Origin of the sequence: Pseudomonas sp. 2822-15 (assembly GCF_002742515.1) — a bacterium.
Classification (GTDB): domain Bacteria; phylum Pseudomonadota; class Gammaproteobacteria; order Pseudomonadales; family Pseudomonadaceae; genus Aquipseudomonas; species Aquipseudomonas salomonii.
Genome location: NZ_LJRY01000208.1, coordinates 114480 through 136587, shown reverse-complemented (window position 1 = coordinate 136587; position 22108 = coordinate 114480). Strand labels below are relative to the sequence as shown.

General features: G+C 57.3%; 25 protein-coding genes and 1 pseudogene. 4 read left to right on the top strand and 22 right to left on the bottom strand.

Going from position 1 to position 22108, the window contains the following annotated elements:
- Positions 1-143 precede the first annotated feature (143 nt).
- A complete protein-coding gene (locus AOA59_RS21995) occupies positions 144-1127 on the bottom strand; it encodes a GlxA family transcriptional regulator (RefSeq protein WP_099489053.1) in 984 nt (327 codons plus the stop codon).
- Between the two features lie 233 nt (positions 1128-1360).
- Between AOA59_RS21995 and AOA59_RS32095 the strand changes: the two genes are divergently transcribed.
- Positions 1361-1576, top strand: a complete 216-nt coding sequence (locus AOA59_RS32095) for a hypothetical protein (RefSeq protein WP_139114119.1) — start codon at positions 1361-1363, stop codon at positions 1574-1576.
- 9 nt (positions 1577-1585) lie between these two features.
- Here the strand turns inward: AOA59_RS32095 and AOA59_RS21990 are convergent, their stop codons facing one another.
- Positions 1586-2191: a LysE family translocator gene (locus AOA59_RS21990; RefSeq protein WP_099489052.1), complete on the bottom strand. Its 606-nt coding sequence runs from the start codon at positions 2189-2191 to the stop codon at positions 1586-1588.
- Between the two features lie 268 nt (positions 2192-2459).
- Here AOA59_RS21990 and AOA59_RS21985 point away from each other — a divergent pair, with 268 nt between their 5' ends.
- The 3 genes from AOA59_RS21985 to AOA59_RS21975 all read left to right on the top strand — a co-directional run bounded on the left by AOA59_RS21985 (position 2460) and on the right by AOA59_RS21975 (position 4186).
- Entirely contained in the window at positions 2460-2993 is a 534-nt protein-coding gene (locus AOA59_RS21985) for a GNAT family N-acetyltransferase (RefSeq protein ID WP_099489051.1), read from the top strand.
- A 1-nt stretch (position 2994) separates the two neighbouring features.
- Positions 2995-3246 carry a hypothetical protein gene (locus tag AOA59_RS21980; protein WP_099489050.1) on the top strand — a complete coding sequence of 84 codons (252 nt, stop codon included), beginning with the start codon at positions 2995-2997 and terminating at the stop codon, positions 3244-3246.
- A 685-nt stretch (positions 3247-3931) separates the two neighbouring features.
- The gene (locus AOA59_RS21975; RefSeq protein ID WP_099489049.1) at positions 3932-4186 is read left to right on the top strand and encodes a DUF6124 family protein; all 255 of its coding nucleotides are present in this window, start codon (positions 3932-3934) and stop codon (positions 4184-4186) included.
- A gap of 149 nt (positions 4187-4335) precedes the next feature.
- On the opposite strand, the gene AOA59_RS21970 is transcribed toward AOA59_RS21975, so the two are convergent.
- The 20 genes and pseudogenes from AOA59_RS21970 to AOA59_RS21880 form a co-directional block, all read right to left on the bottom strand.
- Positions 4336-4530 (bottom strand): hypothetical protein, encoded by a 195-nt coding sequence (locus tag AOA59_RS21970; protein ID WP_099489048.1) that lies wholly within the window; start codon positions 4528-4530, stop codon positions 4336-4338.
- A gap of 1192 nt (positions 4531-5722) precedes the next feature.
- Positions 5723-6586, bottom strand: a complete 864-nt coding sequence (locus AOA59_RS33590; RefSeq protein WP_371919083.1) for a methyl-accepting chemotaxis protein — start codon at positions 6584-6586, stop codon at positions 5723-5725.
- A pseudogene (locus AOA59_RS33585) lies at positions 6578-7363 on the bottom strand (MCP four helix bundle domain-containing protein); the annotation flags it as partial. The gene AOA59_RS33590 and the pseudogene AOA59_RS33585, both read right to left, overlap by 9 nt.
- Before the next feature lie 212 nt (positions 7364-7575).
- The gene (locus tag AOA59_RS21960) at positions 7576-8370 is read right to left on the bottom strand and encodes a DNA adenine methylase (RefSeq protein ID WP_099489046.1); all 795 of its coding nucleotides are present in this window, start codon (positions 8368-8370) and stop codon (positions 7576-7578) included.
- 149 nt (positions 8371-8519) lie between these two features.
- Positions 8520-9062 (bottom strand): lysis system i-spanin subunit Rz, encoded by a 543-nt coding sequence (locus AOA59_RS21955; protein WP_099489099.1) that lies wholly within the window; start codon positions 9060-9062, stop codon positions 8520-8522.
- Positions 9044-9607, bottom strand: coding sequence for a glycoside hydrolase family 19 protein (locus AOA59_RS21950; RefSeq protein WP_099489045.1), 564 nt, complete (start codon positions 9605-9607; stop codon positions 9044-9046). Before AOA59_RS21950 ends, AOA59_RS21955 begins: the two co-directional genes overlap by 19 nt.
- A gap of 48 nt (positions 9608-9655) precedes the next feature.
- Entirely contained in the window at positions 9656-10702 is a 1047-nt protein-coding gene (locus AOA59_RS21945; protein WP_099489044.1) for a phage late control D family protein, read from the bottom strand.
- A 93-nt stretch (positions 10703-10795) separates the two neighbouring features.
- Positions 10796-11002: a tail protein X gene (locus AOA59_RS21940; protein ID WP_099489043.1), complete on the bottom strand. Its 207-nt coding sequence runs from the start codon at positions 11000-11002 to the stop codon at positions 10796-10798.
- Positions 10977-11822, bottom strand: a complete 846-nt coding sequence (locus AOA59_RS21935; RefSeq protein WP_099489042.1) for a phage tail protein — start codon at positions 11820-11822, stop codon at positions 10977-10979. The genes AOA59_RS21940 and AOA59_RS21935 overlap by 26 nt, the downstream gene beginning before the upstream one ends.
- A 9-nt stretch (positions 11823-11831) precedes the next feature.
- Entirely contained in the window at positions 11832-14864 is a 3033-nt protein-coding gene (locus AOA59_RS21930; protein WP_099489041.1) for a phage tail tape measure protein, read from the bottom strand.
- Positions 14865-15014: 150 nt separating this feature from the next.
- Positions 15015-15614 (bottom strand): phage tail assembly protein, encoded by a 600-nt coding sequence (locus AOA59_RS33580; RefSeq protein WP_099489040.1) that lies wholly within the window; start codon positions 15612-15614, stop codon positions 15015-15017.
- A gap of 14 nt (positions 15615-15628) precedes the next feature.
- A complete protein-coding gene (locus AOA59_RS21920; protein ID WP_099489039.1) occupies positions 15629-16132 on the bottom strand; it encodes a phage major tail tube protein in 504 nt (167 codons plus the stop codon).
- A 12-nt stretch (positions 16133-16144) separates the two neighbouring features.
- On the bottom strand, positions 16145-17311 hold the full coding sequence (locus tag AOA59_RS21915) for a phage tail sheath family protein (protein ID WP_099489038.1): 1167 nt from the start codon (positions 17309-17311) through the stop codon (positions 16145-16147).
- A 102-nt stretch (positions 17312-17413) separates the two neighbouring features.
- A complete protein-coding gene (locus tag AOA59_RS21910) occupies positions 17414-17839 on the bottom strand; it encodes a phage tail assembly chaperone (protein ID WP_099489037.1) in 426 nt (141 codons plus the stop codon).
- Positions 17840-17860: 21 nt separating this feature from the next.
- Positions 17861-19402 (bottom strand): phage tail protein, encoded by a 1542-nt coding sequence (locus AOA59_RS21905; protein ID WP_099489036.1) that lies wholly within the window; start codon positions 19400-19402, stop codon positions 17861-17863.
- Positions 19395-20003, bottom strand: a complete 609-nt coding sequence (locus tag AOA59_RS21900) for a phage tail protein I (RefSeq protein WP_099489035.1) — start codon at positions 20001-20003, stop codon at positions 19395-19397. Before AOA59_RS21900 ends, AOA59_RS21905 begins: the two co-directional genes overlap by 8 nt.
- A gap of 1 nt (position 20004) precedes the next feature.
- On the bottom strand, positions 20005-20886 hold the full coding sequence (locus tag AOA59_RS21895) for a baseplate J/gp47 family protein (protein ID WP_099489034.1): 882 nt from the start codon (positions 20884-20886) through the stop codon (positions 20005-20007).
- A complete protein-coding gene (locus AOA59_RS21890) occupies positions 20883-21209 on the bottom strand; it encodes a GPW/gp25 family protein (protein WP_099489033.1) in 327 nt (108 codons plus the stop codon). The genes AOA59_RS21895 and AOA59_RS21890 overlap by 4 nt, the downstream gene beginning before the upstream one ends.
- A gap of 5 nt (positions 21210-21214) precedes the next feature.
- Entirely contained in the window at positions 21215-21493 is a 279-nt protein-coding gene (locus AOA59_RS21885; RefSeq protein ID WP_099489032.1) for a hypothetical protein, read from the bottom strand.
- Positions 21494-21549: 56 nt separating this feature from the next.
- On the bottom strand, positions 21550-22083 hold the full coding sequence (locus AOA59_RS21880) for a phage baseplate assembly protein V (protein ID WP_099489098.1): 534 nt from the start codon (positions 22081-22083) through the stop codon (positions 21550-21552).
- Positions 22084-22108 lie beyond the last annotated feature (25 nt).

Genomic DNA, 22108 nt, shown 5'->3' with positions numbered 1-22108 from the left:
GCTGCGCAGCAGCCCCATACCGTTACACCTGACTCACCGAGTCGTCTGAATGAGGGGCGGCTTCGCCACCCAACGCAGGGCAAGCCTGCTCGCCACAATCACAATCACAGTGACAATCACAGTGACAGTGCTCGCCCCCAACGCTACTTGACCAAGCGCTTCTCTTTGGACGGCCGATAGCCGAAATACGCGCTATAGCACTTACTGAAATGGCTCGGCGACACAAACCCGCACGCCACCAGCACATCCACCTGTGACAGCTCGGTGTGCTGCAACAGGCGCCGCGCCTCGGTGACGCGCAGCTCCATGTAATAGCGTTGCGGCGTGGTGCCCAGTTGCTCCTTGAACAGGCGTTCGAGCTGGCGCCGCGAACGGCCGGCGTAGACCGCCAATTGGTCCAGTTCCAAGGGTTCTTCGAGATTGGCGTCCATCAGCTTCACCACTTCACGCAGTGGCGCGCTGACGCTGATGTTCTCTGTGGGTTTGATACGCCGGTAGCGCGACTCTTCAAACGCCAGGATGTCCTCGATGCCTTCGACCAGGGCTTTGCCATGCAGGCTTTTGATCCAGTCCAGGGCCATGTGGAACGCGCCCGATGGACTGGAGGCCGTGAGGCGATCGCGGTCGATCACGTAGGGTTCACTGGTGACCTGGGCAGCTTTGGAAACTTCCGACAGCGCCGGGCGATGTTCCGGGTGGATCGCGCAGCGGTAACCCTGCAACAGCCCGGCGCGACCAAGGAACCAGGCGCCGTTCCATAGGCCGGCGAGGCTCACACCCTGTTCGGCGGCGCTGCGCAACAGCTGGATGAAATCCTCGCCGGCTTTGAGTTCGGTGCGAAAACCGCCGCAGATCACCAGCAAATCCAGGTCGGGCAATGCCGACGCTTGCAGGCGGGCATCCGGGCGGATCACCAGGCCCAGGTCGCTGATGACTTCGCCCTCGTCACAGCCGAACGTGCGCGTGGCAAACAGATCGGGGCGTAGCAGGTTGGCAGTGATCAGCGTGTCGAGGGTCTGGGTGAATGCCGGCAGGGAAAAGTGTTCGAGCAGCAAAAAACCGACGCGGGTGACCGGCGACGGCTGTTGGAAGTTTTCATTGAGGTAGCGCAGGTTCTTGCCTTTCATGCCACCGCTGAACTGGCGTCTTTCCATCGAGGCTTGGCCCACTCTTATTATTGATGCAGTGGGCGCTATCTTAGGGGCAAATGCGCCGGCTGTCGTGCCGCATTCCCACGAAGAATAATTCCGCTGCTGCGCGCCGCTCTACTGGCCGCCACCCCGATGAAGGACGCTTGCCTGGTGATGGTCAACACGGCCTTCAAGCCTGATCTTTACAAAAGCGCCCGCCTCCCAGGCCCTTGGCCTGGCCGCTGCGGGCCCATCTGATACGGTTTTTTCTTTACTATCTGCGTCTGTATCGAAACGCCAGTGAAGCGGACAATGGGCGCCATCCCGACACTCCTGTCGACTCCCTTCCCTTCGGAGGCCTTATGACCAAGATGGCACTTTTCCTGTTCGGTTTTCTGGTGCTGACCATCGGCATCGGCTTGCTGGCAACCATCTCGCCGGTGTGAGGCACTGCTTCACGCAAAAAGCATCGGGTACAACGACAGTACCAACAGCGCCGCCATCGACCCGTTGAATACCCGCAACCAACGCGGGTCGCGCAGCACGTTGCGCAAGCCACTGCCACAGCCCACCCACACGCACACACTGGGCAGGTTGACCACGGCAAATACCAGTGCGATCACCAACACATTGGTCATGTAGCCTTCGGCCGGCGTGTAGGTGGTGATCGCCCCCAGCGCCATGATCCACGCCTTGGGGTTGACCCATTGAAACGCGGCCGCGCCCAGAAAGGTCATGGGTTTGCCACGCTCGTCAGGGTTCTCGGACATGCCGCCAGCCGTGGCGACCTTCCACGCCAGGTAAAGCAAATAGGTCGCGCCCACATAACGCAATACCGTGTAAGCCCACGGAAACACCTTGAACACTTCGCCCAGGCCCAGACCTACCGAAATCACCAACAGCATGAAGCCGATGCTGATCCCCAGCGCGTGGGGCATCGAACGGCGAAAGCCAAAGTTCACCCCCGAGGCGAGCAACATGGTGTTGTTCGGGCCGGGCGTGATCGAGGACACGAAGGCAAACAGTACAAAAGCGGACAACAGGCTGGTGGACATGAACATGGCGCGGCATCCAAACGGTAGTGATATACCTGCGACAGTAGTGGGTTACAGCCCTTGTCGCCCCGTACAGCTAGGGGCGGATCGAGGCGTACACTTTGGCGTTATCGAGCAGTTGGCGACAGCGTGCGGCGCTGGCTTGTTTGCCTCGACCATCAAAGCCGGACTTGCGCGGCTGTCGAGCAGTTGGAGGATTTTGCATGGCTGTGTAAGGCGCATGGGTTAGGCTGGACGCGGTAAGGGGTTCTACGCGCAAAGACCAAGGAAGAGCATGATCACCATTCATAAAGCGACAACAGCTGATATCGATACGCTGCGCGAGGTCGGCTGCCAGACCTATCGCGAGCATTTTTCGACGTTATGGTCGCCTGCCGGTATGCAGGGTTTTCTTGAGCAGGATTTTTCACCCACTGCGCTGCGCCAGTCACTCGAGCTGCCAGGCAGGCATACGTGGTTTATTGCTTGCGATGAACAAGGCAAAGCCGTCGGGTTTGCCAAAGTGAATTGGGCAGTGCCTGCGCCGTTAACCGGTGAAGTGGGCGCAGAGCTGCAGAAAATCTACCTGCTTAAATCCGCCGCCGGGTTGGGTTACGGCAAGCAACTGTTGCAGTGTGTTCGCGATGAAGTGGCGCAACGTGGTGAACCATTGCTGTGGCTGGACGTACTTAAAACCAATGCCAAGGCACAGGGCTTTTATGACGCATTCGGATTTCGCCACATGGGCGAAATCCCCTTCAGCACGGACCTTGCCGACATCGGGATGGTCGTCATGGGACTTGAATTGAAACAGCAGGCGCAGCGCTAAAATGGCCGAACTGATAGAGGGCCTCGACGGGCCCAGAACCGCGCAACAAGAACTGTTTTACGACCTCGACGATGCACGGGCAGTTATCGGCTGGTCGGTGGTCGAGCTGACGGCGATGGCCGCGAACGGCAGAACAGCCGATGAAGCGGTGGCCCTGATGAAAATGTGCGCACTGCTGGCTGCGCAACAGGCAAAGCTTGGCGTGTACGCCGAAGAGGTTAAGGCACAGCGTATTGTCCGCGCTGAGGCCTAGCGAGTAATAAAAAAGGAATTTATACATGCCGTTTTCATTGGAAGAAAGAACCGCGTTGCTCGCGCTCAAGGGCGTAAACGCTGCACGTTTTTATGACCATCACCCATCAATTAAAGGCGAACACCGTTACTGTGGCGAGCAGGCTTGCCCTGCGTTGGGCTGCGAAGCAGCCCCACCTCACCCTAACTGACGTATCACGCCGCCTGAATAGACTTAAATAGAACCGTCCCTTCGGCCGTGTTTTTAATAAAAGAGAATTCATTTGCTGTGCTCCCCCCTGCACTACCTAACCTCGGACATTTCCCACAACCTAACGAGGTTGAGCTATAGAAAGCAACTTGGCTAGGATCCACCGTCGCAGTAAATCCTGTGGCCGGGTGTCGCAACCTGAAGTAATCTGAGGCGCGGTAGCGCCATAGCTCTGTAGCAGGCGCTTTTTTTATGCCTGCTTACCGCATCGATGGTGGACCGTGTGAGGCGGGCTCTTGCCCGGCTGGTTTCCTCAGAAGCTGGTTTGCGACCCTTGCACGGTCCACCACCCACTCGTGTCGCAACGACGGTGGTGGCCTCTTAATTTTCTGAGGGTCAAGAGGATGTTTTCTACAAATCGCAACTGCCCTGTTATTGAAGTCGAAGTGATAAACCTGAATGCTCACTCAGTGCATTGCACGGTGGAGGATCATTCATGAACGCCAGCAAAGAAGATGAAAAACTCTCCACCAGTGTTTTCAAAGTAAGGACTGATGTGAGTTCAGAAGATGTTTTGGTCAATGCAAGTGAGATTCTGGCTTCAGCATCGATTATGGCTAATGAACAAGCGTTCGGATCAACTGGATCGCGACGGCTTCAAATATTCGGGTTGGCGCAATTGATTGAGAACGCGCAACTGCTCGTGGATGATGCGCTGGATAAATTGAGTCCAACAGCCGCTACCCATTGACCGCCTAGTAATTGAAGACGGGGAAAACCACCATTTTTAACATTCAGACATTGTGGTCTGCTCCCGGCATTACTAATCTTAATGAGTTAATCTCGGGTTTAAAAAACCTCGCCGAAGCGAGGCTTTAAGTTAGAACACTGAACATAAACTTATGTAGCTTGAGCCTGGTTTAGGAAATATTCCGTTTCCTCCCTATTCATAACTGCAAGTTTCTTCTCAAAATTTACGTACTCCGTCTCAGTTTTAATTTCCGCGTATTTTAAAGCAGCCTTTGCCTGAGACGGCCTTTCTATAAAAACCTTGTCATTCACTACTAAGCGCGATGCAAAATCCTGTTCAGACATGACACTCTCCCTTACAGTTAAAAGCCCACAAAGCAATCATGCACTCTCATGTTTTCTTTACACCTGTTAAAAGTAACAGGTCTTTATATCGATTCAGAATTTGCTATAAACATGAATCACTAAAATAGTTATTAAGCATCAATAACTCAGTATTTAACTATCCGAGCGCGTCTGCCAATGCCCTCGACAGAATCGCCCGAACATCCGAGGCAAAATCCTGCAGAGCGTCACTCATGTAGTTCGCCCGAGGCTCAATGCGCCAACCGTTGGCCTTGCGCTCAGCGACCAAGGCAGCGCGAGCGCCCTTCTCCCGGTGCCAACTTCTGGATACGTTCAACTAAGTACGCTGCCAAACCAGCTTGCCGGCCTTGCGCACCGCGGCCTTGATCTCTCTTGTCGAAAGCATCGCGGTGAAACTTTTCGAAGCCTTCATGCAATGACTTCAGGATAAAAACTCGCCAGCCGGGCGTGAAGCGTTTATACGCGCAACGCTCCGCCGTGCCCTTCTTTCATGCAGGCATAAAAAAACCCCGTAGACGTTAATCTACGGGGTTTTCAAGAGTGGAGGCCGAGGTCGGAATCGAACCGGCGTAGGCGGATTTGCAATCCACAAATATCCTTAATATTTTCAATAGCTTATATCAATATCAATTCCGCAGTGATAACATTTTTACCTCGCTGGAGCCCTCTGAAATCGGGTGGTTCCATTTCAGTTGCGGAATGGATTTTCTATGCTTAATCGCCTAACGGCTCATGTGCCCGGCCAGGAACTCAAGCGCATCGCGAAACAATTGCCAAAAGCAGTCATTGCGTGGATGTTAAATGGGATACGTTGTGCACCTGAAGTAATGAGGCACCGCTCCCCTCCTTCATCGCTAAATTATGAAAACGCAAGCCCATGATTTTAAGGGTGAAATTCGGATCTTCGCGTTTTATCACGTCCAAGAAAGGCCCCATCGTACCACCGTCGGACTGTCGCTCTATTTGGATGCGGAAAGTTGAGTTATTCACTGAGTATGCGAGAGGACCATTTCATCTGGCCCCCTGCGACTCGTCCCGCTGCTGGCTACCTTCGGCAAGCAGCCCCTTTCGCTTAATTGAGTTTCAACCGCCTTCAGCTAGGACTATGGCGATGCCATTAAACCCAATTGCGGATCGCCGCTGATATCACATAGGGGCAGCAATTTGTTGCTCAAACTTTGAATCGGCTGATTAGCACGCCAAACGACGCTGCCAGTCGAGACAGTTCGGAACTCGAAGCATTTGTTTGGTGTGCTCCAGCCGCTGTTTGCGTCGAAAGATCCTGAATGTTGACCAGATTACGATCAACCTCACGTGCAACCTGAGCCTGCTCTTCAGCGGCACTTGCGATCACGAGGTTCTTTTCATTGATGATTGAAACACCGTCGGTGATGCGGTCAAGGGCCTCGCCAGCCTCAATGGACTGCGTCCGCGTATCGGCTGCAAGCTCTCTACTTTTATTCATCGCAAGGACGGCTTCATCGGCTCCCGAGCGAACCTGTGTCATCATCGACTCGATGTCCGCTGTCGACGCCTGGGTCCGATGGGCAAGTGCGCGCACCTCATCCGCTACAACAGCGAACCCACGCCCCTGCTCACCAGCCCTTGCTGCCTCGATCGCAGCGTTCAGGGCCAAGAGGTTGGTCTGCTCCGCAATGGCCCTAATCACCTCAAGTACTTTCGTAATCTCTCTGACGCGGGTTGCAAGCACCTCAACTTTTCCTGTTGAGTTTGAAATCTCATCGGCCATCAGTCCTACAGAATTAACCGCCCTGCGCACTTGATCACGCCCTTGCATAGCACTCACACTGGTTTTCTCAGAGGCGTCAGCGGCACCTGCCGCGTTTCGAGCAACTTCATCCACGGCAGCAGTCATTTCGTTCACCGCCGTTGCCGCCTGCTGAATCTCATCATTCTGACGCGTTAGACCTCGTGAGCTTTCTTCCGTGACGGCGTTTAGCTCTTCAGATGCAGAGGCCAGTTGGTCAGCAGCGCTGCCAATCTCCTTTACCGTAGTTCGGAGGTTGTTCTGCATTTTGTTCAGCGCGCTCAGCAGTAAACTGACCTCATCTTGCCCACTTGTTTCGATATGTTTAGAAAGGTCACCCTCCGCTACTTCTTCGGCGATGCGTACAGCAATGGAGAGCGGCCTCGTGATCGAGCGGGTGATTAGCATTCCCAAAGCGATGGCTGCCAGGAAAGCTATCATTACCCCTATGCCCAAGATCCAGTAAGCGCTGGCAGCAGAGGCCTCTGACGCAACCGCTATTTCACTGCTTTGGCGATAGTTGGATGCAACCATGACTTTAAGCTCTTCATTAACGGCTTTGAAAGCCGGCGAAAGTTGCTGCTGGAATAGCTGCGTAGCGCCATCAATGTCGCCCGCTGTCGCCAGAGCAATCACTTTATTCGCCCCCTGCACATAGGCTGGCCAGTCTTTTTCGAACTGATCACCGGCCACACGCTCGTCATCGGCGAGAGGTGTCTGGCGGTACTCGTTGAAAAGCCGGTCAACTTCCTTCTGATTATCGGACATTGATTGCACTGAGGCGTCAAATTTAATCGACTCTGCTTTAGAGTATTTATATAGCAAAGCAGCATGTAGATTCCTGGAATATGATAAAGCAAGCGCGCGTGCATTAGCCGTATTGTAAACAGATACAAGGTTATTGCTAACGATTCCTCTTATTGCTTCTGTTAGCGTTTTGATACCAGAGGCCCCTAACCCCCCTACGCCCAGTGTGATAATTGCACATACTACAAATGCAGAGATTAATCGTGTGGAAAGATTGATGCTACGTAATGCGTCCATAGTATTTCCGACGAGTTTTCGATTGGCTGACCAAGCAGACTTGGGTTTTTAATATATCTGCAAATAAATTCATTACTTTAATTTCATTTAATTCCAAATGATAAGCTTTTGAGTTGTTGCCTTATAGGCTCACTGGAGAGAGTCAGGCCGGGGCCTCCTGACAAGGGTATCAGCAGGCCCCACCTGGTGTTCACGGAAAATGCCAGGGACACTCAGAACAGCCCTCCCAAAGCAGCCGGTTCCCAGTTCATGATCACCAGCTCACCGCTCAAGCCAGCCTTTCCCTGCCGCTGGTTGGCCGTGCTGTACCTAATATCGAGGGTCTCAAAATGGAACCCCTCAAACACCCGTCGGATATCTGGATGGTCATTGATGCTGACCATCACCTTGCCTTTGCAGCGGCGCATGAAGTCGGCCATCCGCTCGTAATTCTCGAACGGGAAGTCAACCCCGTACCCGGCGGTCTGCCAATAAGGTGGGTCCATGTAGTGAAAGGTGTGCTCACGGTCATAGCGTTCGGCGCAGTCCACCCAGGGCAGGTTCTCAACGTAGGTGCCAGACAACCGCTGCCAAGCTGCAGACAGGTTCTCCTCGATCCGCAACAGGTTGATGGCCGGGCCGGTGGTCGCGGTTCCAAACGTCTGGCCCGTCACCTTGCCAGCAAAGGCGTGATGCTGCAGGTAAAAAAATCGTGCGGCGCGTTGGATGTCGGTGAGGGTTTCAGGGCGGGTCATCTTCTGCCACTCGAACACCTGGCGGGAACTGAGCGCCCATTTGAACTGGCGCACGAATTCTTCTAGGTGGTTCTGCACGACACGATACAGCGTCACCAGGTCGCCGTTAATGTCGTTGAGGACTTCAACAGGCGCAGCCTGGGGACGCATGAAGTAGAGCGCGGCGCCGCCGGCAAATACTTCAACGTAGCATTCGTGGGGTGGGAAGAGAGGGATAAGGCGGTCGGCCAGGCGGCGTTTGCCGCCCATCCAAGGGATGATGGGTGTGGACATATAAAAGCAAGACCTTTGCTGTATGGATAAACAGTGCTAGGCTCGCTCCGCTTTGTGCACGAAGCAGGAGCCTTGGCTGGACTTGCAGGGGCAATCTGCGGGGAAGGTGGCCGGGTTGGATGTTGACGCATCCCGCTCGGCCGCTCCTTTTACTTCGGTGTAGAAACTTCTTTTGCGTAGGCCTGACAGGCCCGCAGAGCGATCAATCCTTGGTCGCCGGCATCGGTGATGCCGATAATTCGTTGAGCATGCGCTGGGTCAAGTTGGGCTCTTGTGGTGCCATGAACCACGCGGCCGGTGGCGGTGGTGGTTGGCATTGAAGAGCTGCCGGTGGCGTCGGTGGTGGCGAGTACGACTGACAGCCGCAAATCAGCAGTAGCCAGGCGATCACGCAGGCGAGCCTGCTTGGTTTGTTCATCGGTCAATTCCTGGTGGTGGGTTTCGTCTTTGTCACGCAGGCGCCGCTCCAGGGCGAGGCGCTTATCCTGCTCGTTGCGCTGCAGGGCAGCGCCGGCCAGGGATATCTCGGTTAGGGTGTCGGCATGGAGGCGGGCCTGGCGCTCCAACTGCTGGCCGTAACGCCAACCTTGAGCGGTCCAGGCCAATGCAGCAGATCCAGCAGCCAGGACCACCAGCACCAGGCCCATGGCCGCAATTCGGAACTGCGCAGGAATCAGATCGAGGAGACGCATAAAACCGCCCTCGCCCTGGCCCACAGCTGCAGGCGGTCTTCCAGACCGTTAAGGCCGCCATTGATCCGGCGGGTGATGGTGTTGAACTGATCCTGATCCGCGAGCGCATTCAACCCGTTTACCGACCAGAACCACGCCGCAGACTCTGCGGCCCACTGCGGCAGCTCCAGCAATTCAGGCGTGCGCAGCAATCGCTCATCACCGAACAGTGCCAGGCTGCAGCGCAGATAGTTGTCGTGACCTGTGATCTGAATCAACCCACGACCGCGATACCGCTGACCATCTCCGTCGGCCTCCGGCGTGTTGCCAAGCTTGACAGCCAAGGTGCCGGTGTCGTACTTGCTCAGGTACTGATCGCCGCCCAGTTCGCGGACGTACTGCAGTTGCCCCGACTCGTGGCCGACCTGGGCGAGGAATGCCGCCTGGCGCTTCGGCGTATCGATCTTACGGTTGACCATGGCTGCGTTAAGGGCAGATACAAAAACGCCCGCTTGGCGGCGGGCGTTCGGCATGATGCGTTGCAACTGTTGCTCGGTAACAGACATAAAAACTCCAGACATAAAAAAACCGCACTGAGGCGACAATGGGATGTACTACTGCTTCTCGACACTCACTACTTTGAGCGGTTTCTTTTCCTTCTTTTTCTTGCCTTTGGATTTACCTTGCTTTCCGGCATTGCACTCCACCGTGGTCGACCAGCCAGACTGGGTGAACACCTGCTCGACCGAATCCGCTAAGTACTCTCCGTCAAGACCGACCTTGAAGCCCTGGGCGTTGATCAGGCGTTCGGCAAAAATGTCTGTTCGGCCAGGCATCTCGAAACGCACATCGGCGGTCGAGCGATTGAACGCCGCCAACCGAGCCTTGGCGGCAGCCTCGGCAGCGGTTTTGTTCGGGTAGATATGTCGATCGGTATGCACCGCCGGCAATCCATCGGGGGCGTCGTCGTTGTCAACGGTGACCACCGACAGCTTGCCGTCCTTCTTGTTCTGATGCTTGGTCGCCACTGCCTTATGAGAGTTGCGATCTCCAAGGCTGAATTGCCACCGACTGAGGTCGCTTTTCGTCAGGGTGATCGCGCCAAACGTCTTGCCGCTGGCAGTCTGGCTACCCTGACGCGGCATCACCAACAGCTTGCCGTCGGCCACCTTGGCCGTGCAGTCGTATTGCTTAGCCAGGCGCGTGATGAAATTAAAGTCGGACTCGTTGAGCTGATCCACCCGGGCGACCTTTGTTGCCACTGGACACACCGCCTGCCAACCATTGCGCGCCGCGATGTCAGCGACGATTTTCGATAGCGGCACGTCCTCCCAGCTTCCGCTACGGATGGTCTTGCCACTGCCGCGCATGTCGCTGGCCTTGCCCTTGATCACAATCGTATCCGGCGGGCCGGATACTTCGACCGTGTCCACCGCATAACGCCCCAAGCGCGCCAAGGACGTTTCTGTATAGCCCAGATAGATTTCAACCGAGCCGCCACGCCGAGGTAGCCCCACCTGACTGTCACGGTCATCTATACGCAATTCAAACTCATCGGAGTCCATGCCCGGCTTATCAGAGGTGCGCAGCAACAACAGCCGATCATTGATCAGACCCGTGATATCGATGCCATCGGCAACGATTCGAAAAGAGGGAGTCATTGATTTTGTCCAAAAAAATACCCGCACTAGGCGGGTTGTAAACGAAGTGCCGTTACGCGTAACGCAACGGGATGATGGCGGTGTGGTTCGGGCTCAATCCCACAAACTAATCCCTTCCTCGGTCGGGCTGGGCAGGTCCGGCAGAACGATCACCACCCCCGTGCGGTAGGGCTGGGGCTCGTCTGCCAACCCCTGATTGGCATCAAGCACCGCCTCAACGCTTCCGTTTAGATGGCCGTAAAAGTTGTGACAAAGGACATCAAGCATGTCTCCATCAGACGTTCTGCATGTCGTCGCCATAGCGCGCAAACTCCAGAGTGAACCCTTGTTTACGGGGAATACCGCCGTGCAGCAGAGCGCCCTGTTCCTCGTTGATGGATTTCAGGCACCAAGTCCCGATCACTTCGCCATAACCTGTGGTCAGGGTCAGCGGCTGCAACTTGCCGCCGATGGTGCGTAGCGTATCGAGCTGCTTGAGGCCGCCCTTGAAGCCTGGGTAAATCGTCCCCTTGAGAGTGAGTTTTTCCTCGCCGATGCCCACGGCCTGCTGCGCCGGGCGCCGAGACAGTCGCTCTTGAGAAGCCCAGCGGAATTCGGTCGAGCGGCTCAGCTCGTCGAACGCGGCCGTGTCCAGATTGAAGTAGTACGGCTGAACCTTGGGGTCACGGGGCTGGATGATCAGCAAGTGCGGGAACGGCTTCACCGCTTCCGGTGCCGGCGTGGCATCCACGGCAAAGGCACTGGTGGGCACGATGTTCGCCAACGACGGGCTGACCTTGCCGGCGATGTTGTTGATCGCCGTTGCCGCCCTGCCCGCCTGTTCCTTCAGGGCGCCCATCCGCTCCTGCACTTCGGTGGCCGCCCGTGTCGCGCGGCCGTACACAGCCACCACCTGGCCGACCTTGGCCTGCGCTGCATCCACGCCGCGCATCACCCTCTGCAACTTGGCACCGACAGCCGGCCCCACGAACGGAATGTTTTCCAGTTCCGAGGCCGCGCCGGTTAACTCTCTGATTGCTCCGTTGACTGGCCCAAGCATGCCGTCGGCACTACGTCTGCCAGCCTCCCCCGCTTCGACCAGGTACTTGAGGCCCGACTGCATCTGTTCCATATAAGCCATAGGGCCTCCTTACAGGTGCGGTTCGTCGTACAGCTTCGCGGCATTTTGTTTCGCCGCATCAGCCATCAATAGCCGCATGTGCGGCATGAGGTCTTGCGCCAAGCGTTGCGGGTCTTTTACATCCCCTTGCACCGTGACCGGCATGCTCAATGAGTACTCAAATTTCTGGTCCACTTTGGCAGGAACCGGCTTCTCCGGCTCTTTGGGCTGAATCGCCACAGCCGCCGGCCTGCTCGGTGCAGCCACAGCCAGAGAGCGTGCAACATCCCCCAGCACCGGTGCCTGCGGTGCTGGAGCCATCAGCAGAGCACCCGAAACGCTCGCGCCATTGAATGACTTGCCCATGGTCGCCAAGCTTGGAATGGCTGGCCCCGGCCGAGGTGCCATCAGTAAAGGTGTCACCGGAGGCGCGGGCTTTTCATCCTCACCCCCAAACCACGACTTACCTGCAGCTGCGCCCAGCGCCGAACCACCCATGCTGCCCAAGTAAGCGCCTACAAGCCCGCCAATGGCGGTGCCAATAATCGGCACCACCGAGCCAATAGCAGCTCCGGCAGCTGCACCGGCCATGGTGCCGGCAAGATTGCCAGCGGCGGCGCCGTAACCCTCGGCCTTTTCGTCCTTGGTCTTGGCGTTCTCATAGGTATCGAATGCCATGGCGCCAGCCTCCATCAGTGAGCCACCAGGTATCATCTTGGCAGCTTTACCGATCTTGCCGGCCGCTTGCACTACCCCGCCCAGTTTGGACAACGCGCCGCTGGGCACCTGAACCTGCGGGATCGGCAAGTGCGGGACCAGCACCGAAGGGCGTGATACTGAGGGAGTCGGGACCGGCACCGACGGTCGGGGAACTGGTGGACTCGGAACAAGCACCGGGGGCCTTGGGAGTGACGGACGCGGCGCCGGCACAGGCACAGGAGGCCGTGGAACTGACGGACGTTGCACCGGCACAGGTGCTGGAGTCCGTGGTGGCCGTGGCCCCGATATTGAAGGTCGTGGCGCACCACCTGCACGAGACGTTATAGGCCGACGACGTGAAGGAATACGCCTTGAACCACGACCACGTCGACGCAGTTCGCCTATACCTTCATTCGACCCACCCATAGCGCTTGCATTGACGACGAAAACCTTTTGAATATCAGTGCCGCTCGCTGCCGAATCGCCAACCTTGCCGGCTTCTTCATTACCCGACACTGCGTCTTTTGCCAGAGAAACAACTTTTAGACCTGTCGCGACAATATCTAACTTGCCGGGTTTCTTATCATCCTTACCCTCGACATCATCTAAATCACCCTTGAGAGCGGCCACGGCCTTGAGCCCGGTCTCAACCAAAGACAGGGCTTTACCGGCCTTCCCCTTGGGCTCGCTGACCTTGCCATCTCCGCCGCTTCCATCCGGGGAGTTCGTCACAAAGACTTTTTGCACTTCGCCGGCCTTGCCACCCAACGAACCCCGCGCGACGTTGAGCAATCCCTTAGCGATTTTGAACGAACTAAGCAGCCCCTTTAGCGCGACAAGACCGCCACCCACCGCCGCGATGCCCGTCACCACCCCGGGCGCGCTGTCGGAGAGCGAGGTAATACCCTTGGTGACTTTGGTCAACGCGTCAGCCACGGTGTCCGTGACCGGACGCAGAGCATCCCCAACGCTCCGCATCGCGTCATCCATCGACTGAGCCATTTCGGCCCACTTCTGCGAAGACGCCTCGCGTCGCTCGCTCAGGTTCTTGTCGAGAATGCCCGTCGCATCACGCGAATCGTTTTTGAGCTGGCTGTACAACGCCTTGTTCTGCATATAGGCAGAAAGCGCGGCCTTCACCTGCATGTCAGCGAACAGGTCGCCAGTGCGCAACGATTCCTCCAGCGAGGCCATCATGGCCTTGGCTTTCTCCGGGTCGGACTCCTTGCTGATTTTCGCCGTGGCCTCGGCCATTGCCGCCGCACGCTTAGGATCGGTGGCTTGAATATACTTCTGCGCCAACGCCATACTGGTTTCCAGCGTGGACATACCGTTCTGCAAACCGGTCTGCATCGACCCCTTATAGTCGATACCGGCCTTTGCATACGACTTGACGGTATCGCCTGAGCCGATTTTGCTCATCCAGTTTTTGAGGTTGTTTGCCGCCTCATCGGCGCCGCCAGCAGACTTCATCTGGACCTGCAGCATGGCACCCAACTGCGTCACCGCATCCATGCCGGTGATGCCCAGGCTGCCCATGTTTGCCAACAGCTCAGGAAACCACTTGGCCATGTCCGCCGCTTCAAAGCTGCCCGCCTGCCCTTGGTAGGCAATCGCCTCCAGGGCCTGCTGCATCTGCTTAGGGTCGGTGATCTTGGCGTTTTGCCCCAGGGCGTTGATCATTTTCGCCGTGTCGACACCGTTCGATCCTTGGCCCACAACAAACTTGGCCGCGACCGGTGCATATTCCAGGGCCTTGCTCAACTCCATGCCGGCGCCGACCAACTGGTTAACGACGTCGGCTACATCGTTACGCGCCATACCGGTGTCGCGCGAGGTATCGATAATCTTGCGCGACATCTCCTTTTCTTGCGGCTTGTTGGCAATACCGGCCTTGATCGCGATGTCACGAACAATGGCCCCAAAATCCGCGCTGACCTTGGTCGGTACAGCCAACATGCCGACACCGACAACAGCGGCGCCGACGGTGCTTTTCATGCTGTTCTTACCAGCTTCCAGTTGCTGATGCCCCCGGGCTTTAAGCTCGGCTTTGTTGGCGGTCTGTCCCATGGAACGATAGGCTTTTTCCAGCCGGCCGACCTCGATGCCCTGCTTTTTCAAACTGTCGAGATTGGAGTTCAGCCTCCCCAACAGCTTGGATGCACCCTCAGAGCCGCTGTCATGGGCTTTCTTCCATTCATCACGCAAGCGAATGGTGTCGCCGATAGTGCGCTGTAGAACACGTGCCTTGTTGCCTTCCGCCTCAAGACGCTTGATGCGCCCTGTTACATCTTTAAACGCAGCACCGACTGTCGAACTGACGGCGCCGCCGATCACCAGCCCGAGGGCAATTTTGTTCGCCATGTCATGGCCCTCATTTGCATAGTTTTATCGGAGGCGGCTCAGTCCGTGAGCCACCACACCATTTCTGCAAATGGCATCGACAGAATCTCGGCAGCGGAAAATCCAGTTTCCGCTGCCAGACGTTTCGCGGCCATTTTTATGACGGCAGGATCAAACCCCGTCGTCTTGGTCCATGCGAAAATAGCCGGCCTGCAGGCGGTTAAAATCAACCAGCTTCAGGCCCTCCAGATCTGCGATAGGTGCTCCGGCGAGCGCGGCAAACAACACCAGCTCACGCTGCTCGGCATCACCGGCAGCGTCACGATTTGCCGCACGCACATCGCCCACTGTCGGGGAGCGCAGGGGCAATTTATCGACCGATACGCCATTGATTTCACTTGGACAGGAAAGCGTCACCACGGCCTGATCGGTGGTCACCGACAACCACGGCGGCATCACATCCGTGTAGTCGGTTTCGGGAACCAGGTGCGAATACGCGGCTTGAACACGGCGATAGTCCGTCAGCTTGAGACCTTCGAGATCCTTAACACCGACCTCAGCCAGTCCGGCGAACAACATCAGCTCACGCTGCTCCTCATCGCCATTCGACGCCATGTCGGCTGCCCGCACTTCGCGCACGATTGGGGCACGCAAGGTGAGCGTCTCAACCAGCACGCCGTTGGCATTGCTTGGCCGCGTGAGCGTCACGACAGCAGCGAGCGCACTGAGCGACAACCAGGCCGGCACCTTCTTAGTGTTTGCTTGATTCATCTGGATCTTTTCCCTTAGAGGCCGAGTGCGACGCGAATGTCAGCGAGCTGGTCTTTGCCGTCGACGACTTGAACACCTGCGACCATGTCGATTTCGTACATGACGCGGCCGTCGATTTCGAGCTTGTAATAGGACGCCGCAATCGCGTGCTTGATCTCCGACGAATCACCGGCCTTCCAGTCGCCCAGGTCGACCTCTTTGAGCAAACCGCGAATGGTGGCAACTACGGCCGTCACTGCTCCCTTATGGCCCCTGAAGGCACCACGGAACGTCGCGTTGAAGGCTGTACCATCGGCCAAGCCAAAGTGTTTCAACGACTCACGACGCACGCCCTTGGTGACAAAAGAGGGCTCCATTTTTTCCAAACCCTGGGCCATCTCAATGGGTCCAGCCATACCACCGCCGCGATATTCATCGGTCTTAATCGTCAGCTTGGGCAGGGTCAAACTGGGCACGTCACCGGCGAAGTTCACGCCGTCGACAAACAGGTTCGTGTTGTACAAAGTTTGAGGAATCATTTGTTTGGCCCCTTAGGCTGCTTCAAGAACTTCGGTCATCCACTGATCGGTGACTTCGAAAAGGAAATTCGGGTTTTCTGCCGGCGGCACGTCGGTGAAGCGGATGCGCCAATAAACTTTGCCCAGGGCGATCTGGCTGGCGGTGTTCAGTTCGGTGTCCGGGAACACCTCAAAATTGATAATCGCGCCCTGCGCTTTCAGGTCGCGCATGAAAGCGTCCAGGCCGTCGGTCACATCCTTGACGTAGGTTTTGGTGATTGAGCGGTCTACCGCCCACTTGTGGCCGGCCTGCACCGCATCCATGAGAATGAACAGTGTGCGAACGCGCGTGACGAACGCCCACTTCGGATCGCTCGACAGCGTACGGTTGCCCCACAAGCGATAGCCGTCGTCTCGGATGATCGTCGCGATATTGGCGTTGTTCAGCAGGTTGGCGCGGCACGTCTCGTCGCCGTCCAGGTACTCGACAGCCCGGGTCGTCCCGGTGATACCGGTGAACTCCTTGTTCGACGGCGAGGCCCAGAAGCCATACTCGGCGTCGGTCCAGGCGAACAAGCCCGCCGCCCATGCAGAGCCAGGTGCATCCACCGTCTTGCTGAGATCGGTGTCCCAGTACTGAACGCCCGGGTCAACCATGAACAAATTGCGACTGCCGAAGTTCTCGGCGTAGAGCATGGCGGCCTCGTCTGTGGTGCGAGGACCATCGAGAATACCGATAGCCCGCAGCTTCTGCGCCAGGCTATCAAGCGCGGTAGCCACTGCTTGTGTGGCCGTATGTCCCGGTGCAATCAACAAACGCGGTTGCGCGTTGAACAGGCTTTTGCCATCCAGCAATGCCTGCAAGCCGGTACGCTGACCCGACGCCAAAACCCCGCCGATGATCGCCGAGGTTTGCAGCGCCGCGTCTTCCAGCTTCGGCACGCCTATAGCGACGATCACCGCCTTTGCCTTGGTGTAGATCGCTTTACAAGCCTTGGTGATTGCCGAGTTTGGACCGAAAGTGGCAATGGCTTCTCGCTCAGTGGTGATTAACTTCAACTCACCAGCCTTGGCCGTGCCCCCATCCAGGCCACCTGGGGTGAAGGTGTCGCACAGTCCGATAATGGAAGACGACGGCAACGAAATAGTGCGCGCGCCGGTCTTGATGTCGGACGTGGTAACGCCGTGAAAGAAACTCATAAGGTTCGATCTCCAGATACGAAAAAGCCCCGCATGAGCGAGGCCGTGGGTTGTTCGTGTTACGCGTAACGGAATAGAAAACGCCCCGTCAGTGCGGGGCGTTTATTGAGTTGACTTCGGAAGCCAGGCCGGCACTTGCGGGCGATGTGCGCTCAAAGGAAACTCGCCGACTTCCGGCCAATCACGCAGTCGTCGTCGATAGGCTTGTAGCTCAGCATATTGCTCAGCAGTAAGGGAAGTCGGAGCCCCCTCTTCCAGCTCGTCGCGGTGGCGAGTCACAACGCTATCTGTCCCGGTGAGCTGCAAGTCACGCCAAGCTCGCTCAACCATTGCCAGTTGTTCGGGAGACGGCCCTGGCGCAGGTACGAGGCACGGGAAGCCATTATCGCCCCAACCTATCACCTTGCCTTCGCCTTGCCCCGCCAGCAGTTCAGCATGCACCTCAGGGGAGATTTCCACCGCGTCATCGGGGATAGAATCGTTGAATCCCGGATCGTAGAAGAAGCCTGTTTGTTTTGAAGCAAACATAAATCGACCTCCTAAAGAGATTTAAATGCCTTTCGCAAAATAGGTACTTGCTTGCGTGGCCACAGTGAGTGATGAGTTCCAGAACCTGACCTGGCCCGCAGATTCGTTATAAGAGTTAATCCCTGGACTCCCCGCCTGCGATGCGCCCGCCCCGGCCACAATCGCTAAGGGTCCATTGGGGAATTTGATCGGGTAATTGATCAGGACCGAACCGCCAGCTGGGATCGGAGGAACGATGCCCCATTGCTCGATATGACCGGAAGGCAATTTCTGATAGCCGTTCGCCGCAAGACGCGCGGAGAAACCTGGCGAATACTTAAGCGAGGCGTCCCCACCATCAAAACTCCACCCGCTACCTCCTAACAGTCGGCGAAATACGCCCAGAGAGCCGACCGGGATGAAAAATGGCCCTGGCTCAGTGATCGTATTTGTCAGGGTGTCCCCCGTTGCAGCGACCACCCAGACACCGCCAGACAAAGAGCTCCCGATAGTGATCAATGACGCGGCTGCAACACTCGACGCTGGGGGTAAAGCAACCGTCGAAAGCTGTGCAAAGTTACTCAGCCTTCCCACATCTGCCGCAGTTAAAGCTGTGTCGCCCGTGTAGTTCGTTTGCCCTGCATAACTGCCAAGAGCGCGCTGCACATACTCAGTAGTCGCTAAGCGCTTGCTGATATCAAACTGTGCAGGGGTTGGTGCGGTTGGCGACCCCAGGAGCACGGGAGAATTGATCGGCGCAAAACCTTGAGTCACGTTCTGAAAGGTCAATGGCGTGGTGCCTAGAACGATCACACCATCCGTGATCAACTGCCAGCGCGTATCGGCCAAAGTGGCGCCTTGCTCGACCGACACCAGAACCGCCGACGTCACTTCTGCATTGCTGTCAGCATCGTCCGAACGCTTCCATACGGCAGCCGCAGCGATGTACAGGCCGTTGTCCTTAGCCACCGCCTGGTTTTTTACCAATACCCGATCACCCGGAGCTAGAACAACGCCGTCAATCGTCAGGAGGCCGGCGAGTGCGATGTTGGCGGTAGTTGCCACGCGTACAGATTGCTTGTTATCAAGCTTGTACAGCTCTTCCATGATCCGCAGATCGACGTACTCGCGCGTTGCCAGCACCACCGCCGGGTCAATCTTGAGTGTGATGTTGCCGGTGCTTGCAACGATGAAATTCATCCGCACGACTTGAGTCCGGCCAGACCCTTGCGACAGCGCAGGCTTGAAGCTCGGCGCACAGTTGGCCACCGCCACCAGGTCCCCGTCAGCGTCATACAGGCCGATTTCGCGAATCCAGCGTCCGCCTTCATCGGCCGGGATAATCTGCTCGGCGATGATAACCGCCGGGTTCACCGGATCGACCCGCAGTTGATTCAAGGGACGACGGCGCCATTCGTTGATCAGCCGAGTCTGCGCCGCATTGGGGATGGGGTCAGTGCCGTTGGCATCACCCACGCCCATGTCAGTGAACTTCCAGGGAATGCCGAGCGCGTCAGCGTTCGCCTGCTTGGCCATTCCCACGTTTGTGAGGATGGCGAAAAACTGCGAATTCGCATCAATCATAATAAACGTCCAGGGTGTCAATAGAGTGTTCGCGTCCGACCACGCCAAAAGCCCCGGTGACCTCAATGTCACGCATGACCGGCGGGTAAACGTCTATTTCGTCGCCTTCGTACAGGGCAACACTGATATTCAAAACACCTTGTGTTTCGAGACTGATCGCCAGCCCCGTCAGATGCCGGCTGACGGGCTTGGCGTCATCAATCAGCCGCTCCAGCTCCTGATACATTTCCTCAGTGATACCGGTGTCGAGGACGCCAACTTTCAACGCGAAGGTGCCAGGTATGCCTTCCGGCACCATCTTGAACCACTCGATAATCTCGATCAGGTAGCCCAGCGGCTCGACCACTCGGCGCAACGCACCGATGGTCCCTTTGTGGGCATGGATGTAATAAGAGGCCTTGATGGCGGCGCGCTTGGTCGCCTCAGTCCATCGGTAATCCCAACGATCCACCGACCAGGCCCACGCCAGATGCGGCAGCAAATGAACCGGGCAGGTATCGGCGTTGTAGAGGTCGCGCAGCGGTGCAATCGTTTTCTCAAAAAACGTAGCCTCCATGGCCCGTTCCAGTTGCGTGCTGTTGATCGGCAGTAGGCTTTTCATGTCAGACCGCCAGCGTCACGGTGTAGCCCGTACAGAACGCTGCCTGGGCCTTGGTCGGGGCCAGGTCCTGCCATCCAACCAGCTCGACTCGGGAAACGCCGGCAACGTGTAGCTGCGCATCCACACCGGATCGTGCCACCTCCACGCCAAGCCGCTTACGGGGGTTGATCCAGGCGGCCAACCGGCTTTTCGCCTCAACCAAACTGGCGTCGGCTTCGGGCCCAGCGCTGGCCATGTGCAGAATCGCGTTAATTTGGTAGCGGATCACCTGGGCACTCTGCACCGTCACTCGATCTCCCACCGGCCGCACGTTTTCGTCATTCAGCGCGGTGGCCACTGTAGCCAGCAGTGCTGGCGGCGCCACGCCTTCCCCTTCCAGCCCCAACACCGTTACCGTCACGTAACAAGGCGCAGGGCTTTCGGCCGTGGCATCTGCCACAAGCCCGGACGCGTTTCGCGCATGCAGGATGTAGCTGTTACGCGGGCCTGCCGTGGTCAGCCCCTCATAAGCCAACTGAATACGCTCTCGAAACGGGTCGTCGTCCTCCTTGACCTCCGGCACCGGCGGCACTGCCAGCAGATCCGCAGCCTGAATAACCAGGCGCTTTAGATTGACGTTGGCCCCCAAGTGATCGAGGTCTCCGCGTATCGCGTGTGCCAGCAGTACAGCCTTGCCGGCGTCATTGACCCGGGCGCGGTTGCCGACCTTGATGTAAGCCCCGACCTCCAACACCTTAACCACTGGGTCGCTTTCAAGCGCGGCGGTCCAGTTGCCGCCCATATACCCACGAAAAACGCCGAGCCCTTCCTGGTACACCTCTTCAAAGTCCAGCGGCTCCAACACGGTCGGTGCCGGCAACGAAGACAGATCCACAATACTCATACGGCCACCTCCAACGTGACGGCGTCGCCCAGGTACTGCCCGACGATCTTCAGATTGATTTGCCCGCCGATAACGGAAACGACGCGTACCTGATCCAGTTTCAAACGCGGCTCCCAACGCCCCAGGGCGCGGGCGACTTCCGCCTGGACTGCGCTTTTCCAGCCCTCATTAACGGGCAAGTCAACAAACCGGCGCAGCTTGCTGCCGTACTCCGGCCGGTGCCGGCGGCTGCCCAACGGCGTGCCCAAGATGTCGGGAATTGATTGACGCAAGTGCGCGATGCCGGAAATGGGCTGGCCGGTGTGGCGGTCCATTCCGATCATTGTGATTACTCCTTCAGTTGCTCCAGATCTGGGTGCGTTTTCAGGAACGCATATTGATCATCGCCACATGCAGTGACGCGACCGGCAATAACAGGAAGCGTCTCGCCGCTGGGCAGGATCAGTGTTCGCGAGGTGAAAACCTTGTCGCGAAAGACGCGCGCGGGGCCGATGGACTCCACCGCGTCAGCAGTCACCGGAAAACCAAGCGGCGCGGGCTTCAACCCTGCAACCGCTATTGCTTCGACGGTCCCGACCGAATCGCCATCAGTTCTAGACTTACTCATAAGGCAAACTCCAGGTGTGAAAAAGCCCGCACTGGGCGAGCTGTTGTGAGTTGAAATTAATGCGTGTGGTGGTTGCTGTTACCACCGGCGTCAATGATCGCGCCGGCACTGGTGATGCCCTTTGTAACGTGCAATGCACCATCGATCAGCACCGCTGCTTTTAGATTGATGTTGCCGGTGGTTACATTCACAGCGCTGTCCGTGACGATCGCCTCTGTACTGGCGACCTTGATCGTCACCGTACCGCTCGGCAGGGTGATGTTGTAGCTCTTGGCCTGCCAGTCGTAGATCAGCGAGCCGCCATCATCAAAGCGCCAGACTTCCACATGATCGCGGTTATCCGGTGGTGGGCCGGCATTGCCATACAAACCCGGGATGAAAGTGCCTTGGGCCACGTCACCGCTGGCACTGACCAACGTCCCCTGCTCGCCCATGGATGGCGCCCGCCAGTGCCTGGCCTTGCCGGCGGCAATACTGTGCCAGCGCACCCAGGCGCTGACCCATTCGCCATCGGACACCCGGCACACCGGCGGTGAGGCGGCCAGATCGAGCGCCACCACATAACAATCCTTCACCACCCCGGCGAGCATGCGGTCATGCTGGGCACTGGCATAG

What these genes read in the sequence shown, in the direction of transcription:
- AOA59_RS21995 (WP_099489053.1), bottom strand. Translation starts at nt 1,127, where the DNA reads ATGAAAGGCAAGAACCTGCGCTACCTCAATGAAAACTTCCAACAGCCG.
- AOA59_RS21990 (WP_099489052.1), bottom strand. Translation starts at nt 2,191, where the DNA reads ATGTTCATGTCCACCAGCCTGTTGTCCGCTTTTGTACTGTTTGCCTTC.
- AOA59_RS21985 (WP_099489051.1), top strand. Translation starts at nt 2,460, where the DNA reads ATGATCACCATTCATAAAGCGACAACAGCTGATATCGATACGCTGCGC.
- AOA59_RS21980 (WP_099489050.1), top strand. Translation starts at nt 2,995, where the DNA reads ATGGCCGAACTGATAGAGGGCCTCGACGGGCCCAGAACCGCGCAACAA.
- AOA59_RS21975 (WP_099489049.1), top strand. Translation starts at nt 3,932, where the DNA reads ATGAACGCCAGCAAAGAAGATGAAAAACTCTCCACCAGTGTTTTCAAA.
- AOA59_RS21970 (WP_099489048.1), bottom strand. Translation starts at nt 4,530, where the DNA reads ATGTCTGAACAGGATTTTGCATCGCGCTTAGTAGTGAATGACAAGGTT.
- AOA59_RS33590 (WP_371919083.1), bottom strand. Translation starts at nt 6,586, where the DNA reads ATGCAGAACAACCTCCGAACTACGGTAAAGGAGATTGGCAGCGCTGCT.
- AOA59_RS21960 (WP_099489046.1), bottom strand. Translation starts at nt 8,370, where the DNA reads ATGTCCACACCCATCATCCCTTGGATGGGCGGCAAACGCCGCCTGGCC.
- AOA59_RS21955 (WP_099489099.1), bottom strand. Translation starts at nt 9,062, where the DNA reads ATGCGTCTCCTCGATCTGATTCCTGCGCAGTTCCGAATTGCGGCCATG.
- AOA59_RS21950 (WP_099489045.1), bottom strand. Translation starts at nt 9,607, where the DNA reads ATGTCTGTTACCGAGCAACAGTTGCAACGCATCATGCCGAACGCCCGC.
- AOA59_RS21945 (WP_099489044.1), bottom strand. Translation starts at nt 10,702, where the DNA reads ATGACTCCCTCTTTTCGAATCGTTGCCGATGGCATCGATATCACGGGT.
- AOA59_RS21940 (WP_099489043.1), bottom strand. Translation starts at nt 11,002, where the DNA reads ATGGCGACGACATGCAGAACGTCTGATGGAGACATGCTTGATGTCCTT.
- AOA59_RS21935 (WP_099489042.1), bottom strand. Translation starts at nt 11,822, where the DNA reads ATGGCTTATATGGAACAGATGCAGTCGGGCCTCAAGTACCTGGTCGAA.
- AOA59_RS21930 (WP_099489041.1), bottom strand. Translation starts at nt 14,864, where the DNA reads ATGGCGAACAAAATTGCCCTCGGGCTGGTGATCGGCGGCGCCGTCAGT.
- AOA59_RS33580 (WP_099489040.1), bottom strand. Translation starts at nt 15,614, where the DNA reads ATGAATCAAGCAAACACTAAGAAGGTGCCGGCCTGGTTGTCGCTCAGT.
- AOA59_RS21920 (WP_099489039.1), bottom strand. Translation starts at nt 16,132, where the DNA reads ATGATTCCTCAAACTTTGTACAACACGAACCTGTTTGTCGACGGCGTG.
- AOA59_RS21915 (WP_099489038.1), bottom strand. Translation starts at nt 17,311, where the DNA reads ATGAGTTTCTTTCACGGCGTTACCACGTCCGACATCAAGACCGGCGCG.
- AOA59_RS21910 (WP_099489037.1), bottom strand. Translation starts at nt 17,839, where the DNA reads ATGTTTGCTTCAAAACAAACAGGCTTCTTCTACGATCCGGGATTCAAC.
- AOA59_RS21905 (WP_099489036.1), bottom strand. Translation starts at nt 19,402, where the DNA reads ATGATTGATGCGAATTCGCAGTTTTTCGCCATCCTCACAAACGTGGGA.
- AOA59_RS21900 (WP_099489035.1), bottom strand. Translation starts at nt 20,003, where the DNA reads ATGAAAAGCCTACTGCCGATCAACAGCACGCAACTGGAACGGGCCATG.
- AOA59_RS21895 (WP_099489034.1), bottom strand. Translation starts at nt 20,886, where the DNA reads ATGAGTATTGTGGATCTGTCTTCGTTGCCGGCACCGACCGTGTTGGAG.
- AOA59_RS21890 (WP_099489033.1), bottom strand. Translation starts at nt 21,209, where the DNA reads ATGATCGGAATGGACCGCCACACCGGCCAGCCCATTTCCGGCATCGCG.
- AOA59_RS21885 (WP_099489032.1), bottom strand. Translation starts at nt 21,493, where the DNA reads ATGAGTAAGTCTAGAACTGATGGCGATTCGGTCGGGACCGTCGAAGCA.
- AOA59_RS21880 (WP_099489098.1), bottom strand. Translation starts at nt 22,083, where the DNA reads ATGCTCGCCGGGGTGGTGAAGGATTGTTATGTGGTGGCGCTCGATCTG.